Genomic DNA, 15,898 nt, shown 5'->3' with positions numbered 1-15,898 from the left:
CTACGCTCACCCCATGATCCCCGTCGACACCGTTGCCACCACGCCCCTGGGCGGTCCGTCCCTGCCGCAGGAGCGGCGCCTGGTCACCAGCATCCCGGGTCCCCGCTCGCAGGAGCTCATCGATCGCAAGGCGTCGGCCGTCGCCGCGGGGGTGGGCCACACGGCTCCGGTCCACGCTGTCGCCGCGGGCGGCGGTGTGATCGTCGACGCCGACGGCAACTCGCTCATCGATCTGGGCTCGGGGATCGCCGTCACGACGATCGGCAACGCGCACCCCAAGGTGGTCGCCGCGGTGCAGGAGCAGGTCGCGCAGTTCACCCACACGTGCTTCATGATCGCCCCGTACGAGTCGTACGTCGGCGTGGCCGAGGCGCTCAACCGGATCACGCCCGGCGACCACGCCAAGAAGAGCGCGCTGTTCAACTCCGGCGCCGAGGCCGTCGAGAACGCGGTCAAGATCGCCCGCAAGTTCACCGGCAAGCAGGCGGTCGTCGCGTTCGACCACGGCTACCACGGCCGCACCAACCTCACGATGGCGCTCACCGCCAAGTCGATGCCGTACAAGAGCGGCTTCGGCCCGTTCGCGTCCGAGGTCTACCGCGCGCCGCTGTCGTACCCGTTCCGCGACGGGCTGAGCGGAGCGGATGCCGCCAAGAAGGCCATCTCGGTCATCGAGAAGCAGGTCGGCGCCGACAACCTCGCAGCGGTCATCATCGAGCCCATTCAGGGCGAGGGCGGGTTCATCGTGCCCGCCGACGGCTTCCTGCCGGCGCTCGTCGAGTGGTGCCGCGCCAACGACGTGGTCTTCATCGCCGACGAGATCCAGACCGGTTTCGCACGGACCGGCGAGATGTTCGCGAGCGATATCTTCGGCATCGTTCCCGACCTGATCACGACCGCCAAGGGCATCGCGGGGGGCCTGCCCTTGGCGGCCGTCACCGGGCGTGCCGAGATCATGGACGCGTCGCACGCCGGCGGTCTCGGCGGCACGTACGGGGGCAATCCCATCGCCTGCGCTGCCGCGCTCGCCGCGATCGACGTGTTCGAGAACGACGGCATGGTCGAGCGCGCCCGCGCGATCGGCGCGGTCCTGAAGGACCGTCTCGGCGCGCTGCAGGCGTCCGACCCCCGCGTCGGCGACGTCCGCGGGCACGGCGCGATGATCGCAGCCGAGTTCGTCGACGCCGAGACCGGGGAGCCGGATGCCGCGCTCACCGCCGCCGTGGCGAAGGCATGCATCGCCGAGGGCGTCATCGTGCTCACCTGCGGCACCTACGGAAACGTGATCCGCTTCCTCCCGCCGCTGTCCATCACCGACGATCTGCTCCACGAGGGCCTCGACGTCGTCGCCGCCGCGCTCGCGGCTCACTGACCGCGTTCCGTCGCGCTCCGTCCGGTCGAGACCGAGAAGTCGCCGACCGGGCGAGGACGAGCGAGACGAAAACGCCCCGAAACCTGACGCGATCGCGCGACGCGCGCGGAGCGAACGAGACGAAGGAGTCCCATGACCGAGCTGACCCGTGACGTCGTCATCGTCGGCGCCGGCGCTGCCGGCCTGACTGCGGCGAACGAGCTCAAGAAGGCGGGGCTGTCGGTCGTCGTGCTCGAAGCCCGCGACCGCGTGGGCGGGCGCCTGTGGACCGATGTGGTCGACGGCGCGATGCTCGAGATCGGCGGACAGTGGGTCTCGCCCGACCAGGAGGCGCTCAAGGAGACGATCGCCGAGCTCGGGCTCGAGACGTACAGCCGCTACCGCGAGGGGGAATCGGTCTACATCAACCGCGACGGCGATCTCACCCGCTTCACGGGCGAGATCTTCCCGGTGCCGCCGGCCACCGAAAAGGTGATGGTCGAGCTGATCGAGAAGCTCGACGCGATGGTCGCCGAGGTGGATCCCGACCGGCCGTGGGAGCACCCCGACGCCGAGGCGCTCGACCGGATCTCGTTCGAGGCATGGCTCGAGCAGCAGACCGACGACCAGGAGGCCCGCGACAACATCGCGCTCTTCATCGCCGGCGCGATGCTCACCAAGCCCGCGTACGCGTTCTCCGCACTCCAGGCGCTTCTCATGGCCGCGAGCGCCGGCAGCTTCTCGAATCTCGTCGACGCCGACTACATCCTCGACGAGCGCGTCGTGGGCGGGCTGCAGCAGGTTCCACTGCTCCTCGCCGAGCGGCTCGGCGACGACGTGCTGCTCGGGCAGCCGGTCATCGAGGTGCGCACCGACGACGACGGCGTGACGGTCGTCACCGACGACGGGGTCACCGTGCGGGCCCGGTTCGTCATCCTGGCGCACGCTCCGATCCTCTACCCGTGGATCGACTTCGACCCGCCGCTGCCCCGCCTCAAGCAGCAGATGCACCAGCACCTCTCGATGGGCTTCGTCATCAAGGTGCACGCCGTGTACGACCGCCCGTTCTGGCGTGAGCACGGGCTCTCGGGCACGGCGTTCAGCCCGTACGAGATCTCGCACGAGGCGTACGACAACACCAACCACGGCGACGAGCGCGGCACCCTCGTCGGCTTCGTGTCCGACCGCAACGCCGATGACCTCTTCCGCGTCTCCGCGGAGGAGCGCAAGGCCCGCATCCTCGAGTCGCTGTCGCACTACTACGGGCCCGAGGCGCTCCACCCGATCGTGTACTTCGAGAGCGACTGGGGCGCCGAGGAATGGACGCGGGGCGCCTACGCGGCGAGCTTCGATCTCGGCGGCCTCGCCCGCTACGGCGCAGACCTGCGCACCCCCGTCGGCCCGATCCACTTCGCGTGCAGCGACATGGCGGGTGCGGGCTATCAGCACGTCGACGGCGCGATCCGCATGGGTCGCCTCGTCGCTGCGAACATCGTCGAGGAGACCCGCGCATGAGCTCTCGCATCGTCGTCGGCTACACCGCGACCGACGCCGGGGCCGACGCCCTGGCACTCGGAGCGCGTCTGGCGCTGGCATCCGATTCCTCCCTCCACGTCGTCGTGGTGCTGCCCGGGGAGGAACGCAGCGTCATCACGCCGCCCGACGCCGGCTATGACCGCTACCTGCGCGAGCAGGCCGAGGAATGGCTGGCGCAGGCCGCGGCCGCCGTCCCCGACGCGGTGCGCGTGCGCACCCACGTGCGCTTCGGCGAGTCGTTCGCCGCCGGCCTCCTCGACACCGCGCACGACGTCACCGCCTCGCACATCGTCGTCGGCGCCGCCAACGGCGGCCGGCGCGGGCGTCACCGCCTCGGCACGGTCGCGAGCGAGCTGCTCCACTCGGCCGACGTGCCGGTCGTTCTCGCTCCGGAAGGGGCGCGACGCATCGACCCGACCAGCGGAATCACGCGCATCACCGCGGCGATCGGCCTGCGCCCGGGCGCCGACCTGCTGCTCGAGGAGAGCGTCGCGCTGGCGGCTGCCACCGGAGCGGAGCTGCGCCTCGTCTCGCTCGTGGCCATCGACCTTCCGGCAGGCATCGCCGGCAACGAGTCGGCCGCGTCGCACGCCGACGAGGTGTTCGTGCATGCCCGCCGCAGCCTGCCGAAGGGTGTGGACGCCGAGGCGGTGGTCGGACTGGGCGACAGCGTCGAGGACGCCGTCGCCCACCTCAGCTGGGAGCCGGGCGAGATCGCGGTCGTCGGCTCGAGCCGGCTCGCGCGGCCGCGGCGACTGTTCCTCGGGTCGACGGCGGCGAAGATGTTGCACGAGCTGCCCGTTCCCATGATCGTCGTGCCGCGCACGCGGAAGAAGAAGAAGGGGGCAGAAGCATGAGCGAGCAGGATCGTGACGCCGCTGTCTTGACCGGCGAGCCTCTGACGGGTGGCCTGTCCAAGAAGGGCCTGAGCGCCGGCACCATCGGCCTGATCGGTGCGGTGGTCATCGGGATCTCGTGCATCGCCCCCGCCTACACCTTCACGGCGGCGATCGGACCGACGGCCTCCGTCGTCGGGCAGCAGATCCCCGCGATCATCCTCATCGGGTTCATCCCGATGCTCCTGGTCGCCTTCGGCTATCGGGAGCTCAACAACCGGATGCCCGACGCCGGCACATCGTTCACATGGGCCAGTCGCGCGTTCGGCCCCTGGGTCGGCTGGATGGCGGGCTGGGGACTCATCGTCGCGACGATCCTCGTGCTCTCGAACCTCGCCGGCGTGGCCGTGGACTTCCTCTTCCTGCTCATCGCGCAGATCACGGGCAACGAGGGCATCGCGGATCTCGCCGCGGTCACCTGGATCAACATCGCGGTCTGCCTCCTGTTCGTGCTCGGTGCCACCTACATCTCGTATCGCGACATGCAGACGACCCAGAAGCTGCAGTACGTGCTGGTGACCTTCCAGGTCGCGGTGCTGCTGTTCTTCGCCGTCGCGGCGATCGTCCAGGCACTGAACGGCCAGGCGTTCGATTTCATGCCGTTCGACTGGTCCTGGTTCAACCCCTTCGCGGTCACCTCGTTCGGAGCGGTCGCCGCAGGGCTCTCGCTCTCGATCTTCATCTTCTGGGGATGGGACGTCACCCTCACGATGAACGAGGAGACGAAGGATCCCGAGCGCACGCCCGGTCGGGCGGCGACGCTCACGGTGCTGACGATCGTGTCGCTGTACCTCCTCCTCGCCGTGGCGATGATCATGTTCGCCGGCGTCGGCACGGGCGAGCTCGGTCTCGGCAACGAGGACATCCAGGCGAACGTGTTCTTCTTCCTCTCCGGGCCGATCCTCGGACCGCTGGCGTTCCTGGTCTCCCTCGCGGTGCTCACCAGCTCCGCCTCGTCGCTGCAGTCCACGTTCGTCGGTCCCGCGCGCACGCTTCTCTCGATGGGTCACTACGGGGCGCTCCCGCCCGCCTTCGCCAAGGTCAGCCCCCGCTTCTTCACCCCCGGGTTCGCGACGATCGTCTCGGCGATCGTGGCCTCCGCGTTCTATGCGGTGATGCGCGTGGTGAGCGAAGACACCCTGTGGGACACGATCCTCACCCTCGGCATGATGATCTGCTTCTACTACGGCATCACCGCGTTCGCCTGCGTGTGGTACTTCCGCCGGCAGTGGTTCGACTCGGTGCGCACTGTGTTCTTCACGTTCCTCTTCCCGCTGGTGGGCGGCGTGATCCTGGCGGTCCTGTTCTTCACCACCCTCATCGACTCGATGGACCCGGCTTACGGCAGCGGCTCGCAGATCGGCGGCGTCGGCATCGTCTTCATCCTGGGGATGCTGATCATCGTCGTGGGCGTGGTGATCATGGTCTGGCAGGCGATCAAACGTCCGGCATTCTTCCGCGGCGAGACACTCGGGATGGATGCGCCGGAAAGCCTTCGACGTAAGCGCCGCTGAGCGGCAGACTGTCACCACCACCCGATCGGAGAGAACACCATGAGTGAGTACGCCGTCGTCAACCCCGCCACGGGCGAGACCCTGGCCACCTACCCGACGATCACCGACGACGCCCTCGAGGCGGTCGTCGCCGGAGCGGATGCCGCGTTCCGCACGTGGCGCACGACGCCCGTCGCCGAGCGCGCCGCGCGCATCCGGAAGGTCGCCGAACTGCACCGTGAGCGCCGCGACGAGCTCGCCGCCATCATCGTGCGCGAGATGGGCAAGCCGCTGGAGGCAGCCCTCGGCGAGGTCGACTTCGCCGCCGACATCACCGAGTACTACGCCGATCACGCCGACAAGATCACCGGCGACCAGCCGATCGACATCGAGGGAGAAGGCACCGCGGTCATCCGCCGCTCGGCGCTCGGGCCGCTCCTGGGCATCATGCCGTGGAACTTCCCGTACTACCAGGTCGCCCGCTTCGCGGCGCCGAACATCGTGATCGGGAACACGATCATCCTCAAGCACGCCGGTCAGTGTCCCGAATCCGCCGCGGCGATCGAGAAGATGTACGCGGATGCCGGACTCGGTGACGGCGTCTACACCAACGTCTACGCGTCCAACGAGCAGGCTGCGACGGTCATCGCCGACCGCCGCGTGCAGGGCGTCTCGGTCACCGGATCGGAGCGCGCGGGTGCCGCCGTGGCCGAGGTCGCGGGTCGCAACCTGAAGAAGGTCGCGCTCGAGCTCGGCGGTTCCGACCCGTTCATCCTGCTGTCGACGGACGACCTCGACGCGGCCGTGCAGGCCGCCGTCGACGCCCGCCTCGACAACACCGGCCAGTCGTGCAACGCGGCGAAGCGGTTCATCGTGGTCGACGGACTCTACGACGCGTTCGTCGAGAAGTTCACCGCGAAGATGACCGAGGCCAAGGTCGGCGACCCGTTCGCCGAAGACACGGTCCTCGGCCCGCTGTCGTCACTCACGGCGGCCGAGCGCCTCGCCGAGCAGGTCGACAAGGCCGTCGCGCAGGGCGCGACGCTCGTCGCCGGCGGCACGCGCGACGGCGCGTTCTACCCCGGCACCGTCCTCACCGACGTGACGCCGGAGATGGACGCCTACGGCGAAGAGTTCTTCGGGCCGGTCGGCATCGTCTTCAAGGTGGCCGACGAGGACGAAGCGGTGAAGATCGCCAACGACACGAGCTTCGGTCTCGGGTCGTACGTCTTCACGACCGACGAGGACCAGGCCGCCCGCGTAGCCGACAAGATCGACGCCGGCATGGTCTACGTCAACGTCGTGCTCGCCGACGAGCCGGGTCTGCCGTTCGGCGGCGTGAAGCGCTCCGGCACGTCGCGCGAGATGGGCCTGCTGGCCGCCGACGAGTTCGTGAACAAGAAGCTGATCCGCATCGGCGCCTGATCGTCCCTCGCCGGGACCGGGGATTCCCGTCGAGACCGGGGCACCGCCCCGGGTTCTCGCTGGGAATCCCCGGTTGCGCGTCCGTGCGCCGGCGTCAGCCCGCCGTGCGCCGGCGTCAGCCCGCCGGGCGCACTTCGGCGAGCGCCTCGTCGGCCCACCGGACCTGCTGCGGCGTGCCCCAGCGGATTGCGGCATCCCGAGCCTTCTCGAACTCCGATACGGCCTCGTCGGTGCGCCCCGCCTCGTGGTGAGCCCACCCGGCGTTGTTGTGCAGCGACACGGTCCACCGCAGGGTGCGCGGGTCGGTCGTGCCCTCGAGGACGTCCAGCGCACACGCGGTCCACTCCGCGGAGCGCGCGGGATCGGCGATCGCGAGCATGTGGAGCGCGTCGACGTGGAGGAACGTGAGATGAGCGGATGCCGCGGCCTCCGCAGCCAGCTCGAACAGTCCGACTGCGGCACCGGCGTCGCCGGCTGAGTTGCGCAGGCGCCCGCGTTCGAGCGTGACACGCACCGCGGCCTCGGCCGACGTGATCGGTGTCGTGCTGAGCACGGCCTCCGCGTCGGCGTACCGCTCCTGCAGGCCCAGGGCCCGCGCGACCTGCGTGGCGAGCTCGGCGCGGGTCGCGGCATCCGTCTCCGCCTCTGCCGCCGTCCGCAGGCGTGCCTCCGATCCGGCCGGATCGCCGAAGTCCCACAGCTCGTCGAGCAGCGCCTGCGAGAGTGCCATGACCGCATGGTAGACCCGGCATGCGGGGGTGTCGCCGGGCGGCCCGGCGCGAGAGGATGGAGGCATGGCAGACACACCGGATCCCGTCGTCGCACTGAGCGACGAACAGTGCTGGGAACGCCTGCGCACGCAGGAGCTCGGCAGGCTCGTGACCCACGTCGGCAACGTGCTCGACGTCTTCCCCGTGAACTACGTGGTGGACGACGAGACTCTGCTGTTCCGCACCGCGCAGGGCAGCAAGCTGTTCGAGCTGACGGTGAACGACGAAGTGCTCTTCGAGGTCGACGACCACACCGACACCGACGCCTGGAGCGTCATCGTGCGGGGCCGCGCGCACGCGCTCGACACGTCCGCCGAGGTCGAACGCGCCGATGGGCTGGGCCTTCGCCCGTGGATCCCCACGCTGAAGTACACCTACGTGCGCGTAGAGCCGACGTCGCTCTCGGGCCGCGCGTTCCAGCGTGCTCCGGAACCCGACCGCTACGGCGTGCAGCCGTACTGACCGATTCGCGGGGCTTCAGACCATGCCGTACACTGGAACGTGCAGTTGAAGTCTGCATTCTTTCGCCGTGCCCATCGTCGGTGCGGCTCCCTTTCGCTCAGGTGACGGGGGAGTGTGCGGGCATCCGAGGTCTCCGGACCTCTAGGGCGGTAGCTCAATTGGCAGAGCAGCGGTCTCCAAAACCGCAGGTTGCAGGTTCGATTCCTGTCCGCCCTGCGCGTCAGCGCAACGTCGACAAGCCAAGGTCGACGGTTGACAACACAGTGAGTCGGCCCACGCCGGCGCACGGAAGGTAAATCAGGTGGCATCGATGGTTCAGGACGAGCCGGGCGAGGTCGTCCCCGCGGGCGGCCCCCGCGAGAAGAAGCCCAACGTCTTCGCGCGGATCGCCATGTTCATCCGTCAGGTCTTCGCCGAGCTCCGCAAGGTCGTCACTCCGACGCGCCAGGAGCTGCTGAAGTACACGGCTGTCGTCCTCGGGTTCGTCGTCATCATGATGGCGATCGTCTACGGCCTCGACGTGCTGTTCGTGTGGATCACGGCGTACGTCTTCGGAGTGCCCGGCGCAGCCTGAGCCGCCTGACGGCCCCGATCAAGCTGGGGTCCCGCGGATGGGGTCTCAACCCACCGCACACGGAACGGAAGAGAACGCAGTGTCTGAAAGATTCATCGACGACGCCGACTGGGCGACGGCGGCTGAGCAGTCGTCCGAGGACGACGAAGCCCAGGAGGGCAACGTCCTCGCAGAAGAGGATGCCGCCAACACTCCCGCCGAGCACGTCGCGATCCACATCGTGGACGACGCTGCCGAGGACGACGCCGACCTGGACGACATCGACATCGACGACCCGGAGGCAGACGCCATCGTGAACGACGCCCTGAACCTGGACGAGGCCGCTGAGACCGAGGCTGCCGCCGAGGTCATCAACGACTCGATCGCCGAGGAGGTCGCCGAGCTCGAGGCCGAGGCCGCCGAGGAGGTCACCCCCTACGACGGCCCCGACGTGAACGGCGACGACGACGAGGCGTCCGACGACGACTCCGACGACGAAGAGGAAGACCCGTACGAGGCGTTCCGAGCCGAGCTGCGGTCGCTCCCCGGCAAGTGGTACGTCATCCACTCCTACGCCGGCTTCGAGCGCAAGGTGAAGGCCAACATCGAGCAGCGCAAGTCGACGCTCGAGGTGGAGGACGACATCTTCCAGGTCGAGGTCCCGATGGAGGACGTCGTCGAGATCAAGAACGGCCAGCGCAAGATGGTCACGCGCGTCCGGATCCCCGGCTACGTGCTCGTGCGCATGGACCTCAACGAGGACACCTGGTCGGTCGTGCGTCACACGCCGGGCGTGACCGGCTTCGTCGGCAACGCCCACAACCCCACCCCCCTCCGCTTCGAGGAGGCCTTCAACATGCTGAAGAGCCTCGTCGAGATCAAGGAGACGGCGCCCGCCAAGGCCGGTGCCGCGAAGAAGGGTGCTGCGGCTGCCGCGCGCGTCATCCCCGCCGAGGTCGACTTCGAGGTCGGCGAGACCATCACGATCAAGGAGGGCTCGTTCGCGGGTCTTCCCGGCACGATCAGCGAGATCAAGCCCGAGAGCGGCAAGCTCACGGTCCTCGTGTCGCTGTTCGAGCGCGAGACTCCGGTCGAGCTCAGCTTCGACCAGGTCACCAAGCTTTAAGACTTCCCGGGTCCGTCCCGGGGGAACCGCTGTCCGGAGATGCCGGATGTGCGGGAGAACGGATGCCTCGCGGCATCCGCTCGATTGAGAGGAAACAAGAATGGCACCGAAGAAGAAGGTGACCGGCCTGATCAAGCTTCAGATCAACGCCGGTGCAGCCAACCCGGCGCCGCCGATCGGCCCCGCGCTCGGTCAGCATGGCGTCAACATCATGGAGTTCTGCAAGGCGTACAACGCCGCGACCGAGTCGCAGCGCGGCAACGTCATCCCCGTGGAGATCACCGTCTACGAGGACCGCAGCTTCACCTTCATCCTGAAGACCCCGCCGGCCGCTGAGCTCATCAAGAAGGCCGCGGGCGTGCAGAAGGGCTCGTCGACTCCGCACACGACCAAGGTGGCCAAGCTCACCAAGGAGCAGGTGCGACAGATCGCCGAGACGAAGCAGCCCGACCTGAACGCGAATGACATCGAGGCCGCCTCGAAGATCATCGCCGGCACCGCCCGTTCCATGGGCATCACGGTCGAGGACTGAGGGGGAGAGTAACCATGGCAACCAAGTCCAAGGCCTTCCGGGCCGCTGCCGCCAAGATCGAGGCGGACAAGTTCTACACTCCCACCGAGGCTGTCGCGCTCGCGAAGCAGACCGGTTCGGCGAAGTTCGACTCGACCGTCGAGGTCGCGCTGAAGCTCGCCGTCGACCCGCGCAAGGCGGACCAGATGGTGCGCGGCACCGTCATCCTCCCGCACGGCACCGGCAAGACCGCCCGCGTCATCGTGTTCGCGACCGGTCCGGCCGCTGAGGCCGCGATCGCCGCGGGTGCGGACGAGGTCGGCGGCGCCGAGCTCATCGAGAAGGTCGCCGGCGGCTGGACCGCGTTCGACGCGGCCGTCTCGACGCCCGAGCTCATGGGCCAGGTCGGTCGCCTGGGTAAGGTGCTGGGTCCCCGTGGCCTCATGCCCAACCCCAAGACCGGCACCGTGACCCCCAACCCGGCCAAGGCCGTCGAGGAGATCAAGGGCGGCAAGATCGAGTTCCGCGTCGACAAGCACGCCAACGTGCACTTCGTCGTCGGCAAGGCGTCGTTCTCGGCCGAGCAGCTCGACGAGAACCTCAAGGCCGCGCTCGAGGAGATCGTGCGCCTCAAGCCGTCGAGCTCGAAGGGCCGTTACATCCAGAAGGGCGCCGTGTCGACCACGTTCGGCCCCGGCATCCCGCTGGACGTCAACTCCATCTGATCCACGGATCAGCACGAACGGGGCTCCACCTTCGGGTGGGGCCCCGTTTCCTGTGTGCGGCGCGGCGCGCGGCGCGCGGGCGGTTCGGTCGCAACGGCGGAGATCGTGGGGGACGCGCCGGTGTGGGATGCCGTGCCCCGGCGTGTTGCGGAGGATCTCCGATTCTGCGGCGCGGGCGCGCGCCAGCGCCTGGCGCGCCAGCGGCCAGCGGTCAGGGCCCCCGCCCGCACAGCGCCCGCGGCCTGCATCTGCATGGTTCTGCCCATGCCGGTCGCGGGGGAAGTTGGGCCATTCGGTCGACGCGACGGCTCGGCACCCGTTCGTAACGTGGGATGCATGGACGTCCCCCTGCTGGCGGGCACGATCGCGACGGTGGTCTTCGCGATCAGCAACCTGCCGATGCTGCGCAAGGCGCTGCGCACGCGGGACGTCTCGTCGTACAGCCTCCCGAGCATCGTCATGATCAACTCGGCGAACGCCGTGTACTCGCTCTACGTGTTCACCCTGCCGTTCGGGCCCATCTGGGTGCTGCACACGTTCTACGTCGTCTCCTGCGGGATCATGCTGGCGCTGTGCGTGCGGCAGCGTCGGAGCGCCGCGTCCCCGCCGAAAGCCGGCCCCGACCAGTCTCGACTCATCGGCGCCCGGCGGGCGTCCGGTGCGTAGCGTAGGAGCATGTCGCTCACACAGATGCTCGGGATCGATGCGCCGATCGTCCTCGGGCCCTTCGGCGGACTGTCCTCGGTCGAGCTCACCGCCGCGGTGAGCAACCGCGGCGGGCTCGGCTCATATGGGCTCTACGGGTACTCCGCTGAGCGCATCCACGACACGATCGGGGCGCTGCATGCCGCCACCGGCAAGCCGTTCGCGGTCAACGTGTGGCTGCCGACCGGCGACGAGGTCACTCCGTCCGACGTCGACCTCGAGCCCGCCCGTCACGTGCTGGCGCCGCTGTTCGAGGCTGCGGGCGTCGCCCTCCCCGAGGCGCCGGCCCGGTTCCTGCCCGATCCGGCCGAGCAGCTGGAGGCGATCATGGATGCTGCGCCCGCCGTGCTGAGCCTCGTGTTCGGCGCGCCCGACCCGCGCCTGGTCGAGACCGCCCACCACCGCGGCATCCGCGTCATCGGCACGGCCACGACGGTCGCCGAAGCGGTCGAACTCGAGCGCGCAGGGGTGGATGCCGTCGTGGCGAGCGGAGCGGAGGCCGGCGGACACCGCATCTCGTTCCTCGAGTCGGCCGAGCGGTCGCTCATCGGCACGTTCGCTCTGGTGCCGCAGGTCGTGGACGCGGTGAGGGTGCCGGTGATCGCCGCGGGCGGGATCGCCGACCGTCGCGGCGTCGCGGCCGCCTTCGCGCTGGGCGGCGCCGGAGTGCAGGTCGGGACGGCCTTCCTCCGCACGAACGAGTCGGCCGCCACCGAGGCTCACCGGCGCGCGATCGCCGGTGCGACCGACACCGACACCGTGCTGACCCGGGCGATGAGCGGGAGGCTGGCACGCGGCATCCCGAATCGTGCCCTCCGCGCGATCGAGGAGGCGGGAGTGATCCTGCCGTTCCCGGCGCAGAACTGGCTCACCGGGGTCTTCCGGGCCGCGGCGGCGAAGAACGGCGACGGCGACCTCGTCTCGCTGTGGGCGGGGCAGGCGGCCGGTCTCGCGACGAGGGATGCCGCGGCCGACGTGTTCGACGAGCTCGCCGCCGGACTGCCCGAGGGCTCAGGAGGCAATGCGGCGTAACGCGATGAAATTCCTGGCGGCGCTCCGTGTTGTACTGGGGAGTCCTTCCCGGGACCGCGGCGAACCCGCCGCTTCGTCCCCCGCACCGACCCACCAGGAACGCACCATGTCACGCCGCAGTCTCACCGCCATCGCCCTCGCCGCCACCGCCGCCCTCACCCTCGCGGCGTGCAGCTCCGCCGCGCCCGAGTCTTCCGAGCCGGCGGGCGGCGACGAGTTCGGGCTCGTCAGCGAGGGCACGCTGACCGTCGCGACCGAGGGCACCTACCGGCCGTTCAGCTTCCACGACGAGACCGGTGAGCTCGTCGGCTTCGACGTCGAGATCGCCGAGGCGGTCGCCGAGAAGCTCGGACTCGAGGTCGCCTTCGAGGAGACCCAGTGGGACGCCATCTTCGCCGGGCTCGACGCCGGCCGATTCGACGTCATCGCCAACCAGGTCTCGATCAACCCGGAGCGTGAGGCGAAGTACCTCTTCAGCGAGCCGTACACCGTCTCGCCGGGCGTCATCGTCGTGCCCGAGGAAGACGACTCGATCACGAGCTTCGACGACCTCGCCGGCAAGACGACCGCGCAGTCGCTGACGAGCAACTGGTACGAGCTCGCGCAGTCCAGCGGCGCCACGGTCGAGGCCGTCGAGGGCTGGGCCCAGGCGGTCGCCCTCCTGCAGCAGGGCCGCGTCGACGCCACCATCAACGACAACCTCACCTTCCTCGACTACGAGAAGACCGACGGCCCCACCGGCCTCAAGATCGCGGCCGAGACCGATGACCCCGGCTACAGCGCGCTCACGTTCACCCAGGACAAGGAGGAGCTCGTCGCCGCCGTCGACCAGGCCCTCGCCGAGCTGCGCGACGAGGGCGTCCTCGCTGAGATCAGCGAGAAGTACTTCGGCGCGGACGTCACGGAGTAGAACTTCCGACCAGCCCGCCATAGCGTGGGCGGGCGGCGGCGTGCGCCGCCGCCCGGTCGGAAGGATCATCCATGGATGATGTCTTGTCTCACCTGACGAGTGCGCTCGCCCTCGTGCCGGCCGGCGTCGGCGACGGCGGCGACGACACGTGGACGCTCATCGTCGACTCGTTCTGGCCGCTCCTGCTGGCAGGGCTCACGGCGACGATCCCGCTCGCGCTGCTGTCGTTCGTCCTCGGGCTCGTCATCGCGCTGGGTGTGGCGCTGCTGCGCCTGTCGCCCAATCCGGTGCTGTCTGGGATCGCGAGGTTCTACATCTCCGTGATCCGCGGAACGCCCTTGCTGGTGCAGCTGTTCGTGATCTTCTACGGCCTGCCGTCGATCGGCCTGGTCATCGATCCGTGGCCCGCGGCGATCATCGCGTTCTCGCTGAACGTGGGCGGCTACGCGGCCGAGATCATCCGCGCGGCGATCCTCTCGGTGCCGAAGGGCCAGTGGGAGGCCGGGCACACCGTCGGGTTCTCCCAGGCGCAGACCCTGACGCGCATCGTCCTGCCGCAGGCGACACGCGTCTCGGTGCCGCCCCTGTCCAACACGTTCATCTCGCTCGTGAAGGACACCTCGCTCGCGTCGCTCATCCTCGTGACGGAGCTCTTCCGGCGCGCCCAGCAGATCGCCGCGTTCACGTACGAGTTCATGATCATCTACCTCGAGGCGGCTCTGATCTACTGGATGTTCTGCCTCGTGCTGTCGGCCGGGCAGAACGCGCTGGAGAGGAGGCTCGACCGCTATGTCGCCCACTGACGTACCCGACGGCGATGCGCTCGCTCCGCCGGCTCCGGCCGACGACCTGCCGCTGCTGCAGGTCAGCGGCCTCACCAAGAGCTTCGGCACGAACACGGTGCTGCACGGCGTGGACTTCGAGGTGCGCCGCGGCGAGGTCGTCGCCCTCATCGGGCCCAGCGGCTCGGGCAAGACGACGGTGCTGCGCTGCCTGAACGGACTCGAGACCCCTGACAGCGGAACGCTCGAGTTCGAGGGCGGGCCGTCGATCGACTTCTCCCAGCCGGTGCCGAAGGCGACCCGCACTCAGCTGCGCGACCGCTCGGCGATGGTGTTCCAGCACCACAATCTGTTCCCGCATCGCACGGTGCTGCAGAACGTGATCGAGGGGCCGGTGCATGCGCACAAGGTCCCGAAGACCGAGGCGATCGCGCGGGCCGAGGCGCTCCTCGACCGAGTGGGGCTCAGCGAGAAACGCGACGCGTACCCGTTCGAGCTCTCGGGCGGCCAGCAGCAGCGGGTGGGGATCGTCCGCGCCCTCGCACTGCAGCCGTCGCTGCTGCTGTTCGACGAGCCGACGAGCGCGCTCGACTCGGAGCTGGTGGGCGAGGTGCTCTTGGTTCTGAAGGAGCTCGCAGAGGAGGGCTGGACGATGGTCATCGTCACCCACGAGCTCGCCTTCGCCCGGCAGGTCGCCGACGAGGTGCTGTTCTTCGACGACGGCGTGATCCTCGAGCGCGGCGCTCCGAAGGACCTCTTCACCCGACCGCAGCACGAGCGCACGCGCCGCTTCATAGACAGGATCCTGCGCCCCTTCGACGACTGACCCCGGCCTCCTGGGTTCGGTGTCCACAGATGCCGGGTGGGGACGGCTGCCGAACCCGCGTCCGTGGACACCGAACCAAGCGGGCGAAGGGAGATGAACCGGGTCAGCCGGTCGGGCGGACCTCGAAGGTCCCGCCACCGGAGGGTGCGGCATCCGTCACCGTCGCGTCCGCCACCCGCGACCCTGGTGGGCCTTCGGCCATCCATGCGAGCACCTCGTCGATCTGGTCGTCGGTGCCCTCGACCTCCGCCTCGACGGAGCCGTCGGCGCGGTTGCGCACCCAGCCGGTGACGCCCGACTCGCGCGCGATCATGCGCAGCGTGTAGCGATAGCCGACCCCCTGGACCTCGCCGCGCACGACGACGTGAACGCGCTTCATGCCCTCCATCGTGCCGTGGACGGGGTGCCGATCGCGAGCGGTCGATGACAGGATGCCTGCATGGGAACCGTCGACGACCTGCTGGCCGAGCTCGAACCCGCCGACCGGCGAGCGATCGCGCACGTGTACGACCTTGCGCGTGACGTGGTGCCCGACGCAGAGCAGGGCCTCGGCTACGGCATGCCTGCGCTCGTCTACCGGGGCAAGCCGCTCATCTCGATCATGCGCGCGAAGAAGCACATCGGCGTCTACCCGTTCAGCCCCGATGCCGTGAGCGCGGTCTCGGGCGCGCTCGCCGATCACCCTGGCATCGGACTCGACAAGGGCACCATCCGGTTCCAGCCCGAGCACCCGCTTCCCGACGACGTCGTGCGAGTGCTCGTCGCCGCCCGACGGGATCAGATCGACGGCTGACC

18 protein-coding genes and 1 tRNA gene are annotated in these 15,898 nt (G+C 69.2%); 17 read left to right on the top strand and 2 right to left on the bottom strand.

The window, feature by feature from the left end:
- Positions 1-13: 13 nt before the first annotated feature.
- The 5 genes from gabT (at position 14) to ACFC1W_RS14360 (ending at position 6,701) form a co-directional block, all read left to right on the top strand.
- Entirely contained in the window at positions 14-1,372 is a 1,359-nt protein-coding gene (gene gabT / locus ACFC1W_RS14380; protein WP_375993822.1) for a 4-aminobutyrate--2-oxoglutarate transaminase, read from the top strand.
- A 132-nt stretch (positions 1,373-1,504) separates the two neighbouring features.
- On the top strand, positions 1,505-2,866 hold the full coding sequence (locus tag ACFC1W_RS14375) for a flavin monoamine oxidase family protein (protein ID WP_375993820.1): 1,362 nt from the start codon (positions 1,505-1,507) through the stop codon (positions 2,864-2,866).
- A complete protein-coding gene (locus tag ACFC1W_RS14370; RefSeq protein ID WP_375993818.1) occupies positions 2,863-3,744 on the top strand; it encodes a universal stress protein in 882 nt (293 codons plus the stop codon). The genes ACFC1W_RS14375 and ACFC1W_RS14370 overlap by 4 nt, the downstream gene beginning before the upstream one ends.
- Complete coding sequence (locus tag ACFC1W_RS14365; RefSeq protein ID WP_375993815.1) at positions 3,741-5,297, top strand: APC family permease; 1,557 nt, start codon at positions 3,741-3,743, stop codon at positions 5,295-5,297. Before ACFC1W_RS14370 ends, ACFC1W_RS14365 begins: the two co-directional genes overlap by 4 nt.
- Before the next feature lie 39 nt (positions 5,298-5,336).
- Complete coding sequence (locus ACFC1W_RS14360; protein ID WP_375993812.1) at positions 5,337-6,701, top strand: NAD-dependent succinate-semialdehyde dehydrogenase; 1,365 nt, start codon at positions 5,337-5,339, stop codon at positions 6,699-6,701.
- Between the two features lie 115 nt (positions 6,702-6,816).
- Here the strand turns inward: ACFC1W_RS14360 and ACFC1W_RS14355 are convergent, their stop codons facing one another.
- The gene (locus tag ACFC1W_RS14355; RefSeq protein WP_375993810.1) at positions 6,817-7,431 is read right to left on the bottom strand and encodes a hypothetical protein; all 615 of its coding nucleotides are present in this window, start codon (positions 7,429-7,431) and stop codon (positions 6,817-6,819) included.
- A gap of 64 nt (positions 7,432-7,495) precedes the next feature.
- Here ACFC1W_RS14355 and ACFC1W_RS14350 point away from each other — a divergent pair, with 64 nt between their 5' ends.
- From ACFC1W_RS14350 to ACFC1W_RS14300, 11 genes are all read left to right on the top strand, one after another.
- On the top strand, positions 7,496-7,933 hold the full coding sequence (locus ACFC1W_RS14350; RefSeq protein WP_375993808.1) for a pyridoxamine 5'-phosphate oxidase family protein: 438 nt from the start codon (positions 7,496-7,498) through the stop codon (positions 7,931-7,933).
- Between the two features lie 143 nt (positions 7,934-8,076).
- Positions 8,077-8,149: transfer RNA gene (locus ACFC1W_RS14345), tRNA-Trp, on the top strand.
- 94 nt (positions 8,150-8,243) lie between these two features.
- The gene (gene secE / locus ACFC1W_RS14340; RefSeq protein ID WP_191765528.1) at positions 8,244-8,507 is read left to right on the top strand and encodes a preprotein translocase subunit SecE; all 264 of its coding nucleotides are present in this window, start codon (positions 8,244-8,246) and stop codon (positions 8,505-8,507) included.
- A 79-nt stretch (positions 8,508-8,586) separates the two neighbouring features.
- On the top strand, positions 8,587-9,612 hold the full coding sequence (nusG, locus tag ACFC1W_RS14335; RefSeq protein ID WP_375993806.1) for a transcription termination/antitermination protein NusG: 1,026 nt from the start codon (positions 8,587-8,589) through the stop codon (positions 9,610-9,612).
- Positions 9,613-9,712: 100 nt separating this feature from the next.
- Complete coding sequence (gene rplK / locus ACFC1W_RS14330) at positions 9,713-10,144, top strand: 50S ribosomal protein L11 (protein WP_055959966.1); 432 nt, start codon at positions 9,713-9,715, stop codon at positions 10,142-10,144.
- 14 nt (positions 10,145-10,158) lie between these two features.
- The gene (gene rplA, locus ACFC1W_RS14325) at positions 10,159-10,848 is read left to right on the top strand and encodes a 50S ribosomal protein L1 (RefSeq protein ID WP_375993802.1); all 690 of its coding nucleotides are present in this window, start codon (positions 10,159-10,161) and stop codon (positions 10,846-10,848) included.
- 336 nt (positions 10,849-11,184) lie between these two features.
- Complete coding sequence (locus ACFC1W_RS14320; RefSeq protein WP_375993800.1) at positions 11,185-11,514, top strand: hypothetical protein; 330 nt, start codon at positions 11,185-11,187, stop codon at positions 11,512-11,514.
- A 9-nt stretch (positions 11,515-11,523) separates the two neighbouring features.
- Positions 11,524-12,585 carry an NAD(P)H-dependent flavin oxidoreductase gene (locus ACFC1W_RS14315; RefSeq protein WP_375993797.1) on the top strand — a complete coding sequence of 354 codons (1,062 nt, stop codon included), beginning with the start codon at positions 11,524-11,526 and terminating at the stop codon, positions 12,583-12,585.
- 106 nt (positions 12,586-12,691) lie between these two features.
- A complete protein-coding gene (locus ACFC1W_RS14310; RefSeq protein WP_375993794.1) occupies positions 12,692-13,495 on the top strand; it encodes an amino acid ABC transporter substrate-binding protein in 804 nt (267 codons plus the stop codon).
- 71 nt (positions 13,496-13,566) lie between these two features.
- A complete protein-coding gene (locus ACFC1W_RS14305) occupies positions 13,567-14,298 on the top strand; it encodes an amino acid ABC transporter permease (protein WP_375993791.1) in 732 nt (243 codons plus the stop codon).
- Positions 14,285-15,103: an amino acid ABC transporter ATP-binding protein gene (locus ACFC1W_RS14300; protein WP_375993788.1), complete on the top strand. Its 819-nt coding sequence runs from the start codon at positions 14,285-14,287 to the stop codon at positions 15,101-15,103. The genes ACFC1W_RS14305 and ACFC1W_RS14300 overlap by 14 nt, the downstream gene beginning before the upstream one ends.
- 103 nt (positions 15,104-15,206) lie before the next feature.
- On the opposite strand, the gene ACFC1W_RS14295 is transcribed toward ACFC1W_RS14300, so the two are convergent.
- Complete coding sequence (locus tag ACFC1W_RS14295; RefSeq protein ID WP_375993786.1) at positions 15,207-15,482, bottom strand: acylphosphatase; 276 nt, start codon at positions 15,480-15,482, stop codon at positions 15,207-15,209.
- Positions 15,483-15,542: 60 nt separating this feature from the next.
- Between ACFC1W_RS14295 and ACFC1W_RS14290 the strand changes: the two genes are divergently transcribed.
- On the top strand, positions 15,543-15,896 hold the full coding sequence (locus tag ACFC1W_RS14290) for an iron chaperone (RefSeq protein WP_375993783.1): 354 nt from the start codon (positions 15,543-15,545) through the stop codon (positions 15,894-15,896).
- Positions 15,897-15,898: the final 2 nt, after the last annotated feature.

The organism is Microbacterium sp. NPDC056003, assembly GCF_042274785.1.
Lineage (GTDB): Bacteria > Actinomycetota > Actinomycetes > Actinomycetales > Microbacteriaceae > Microbacterium.
Note: the sequence above shows the minus strand (reverse complement) of the source record. Positions and strands in the feature narration are given on the sequence as shown.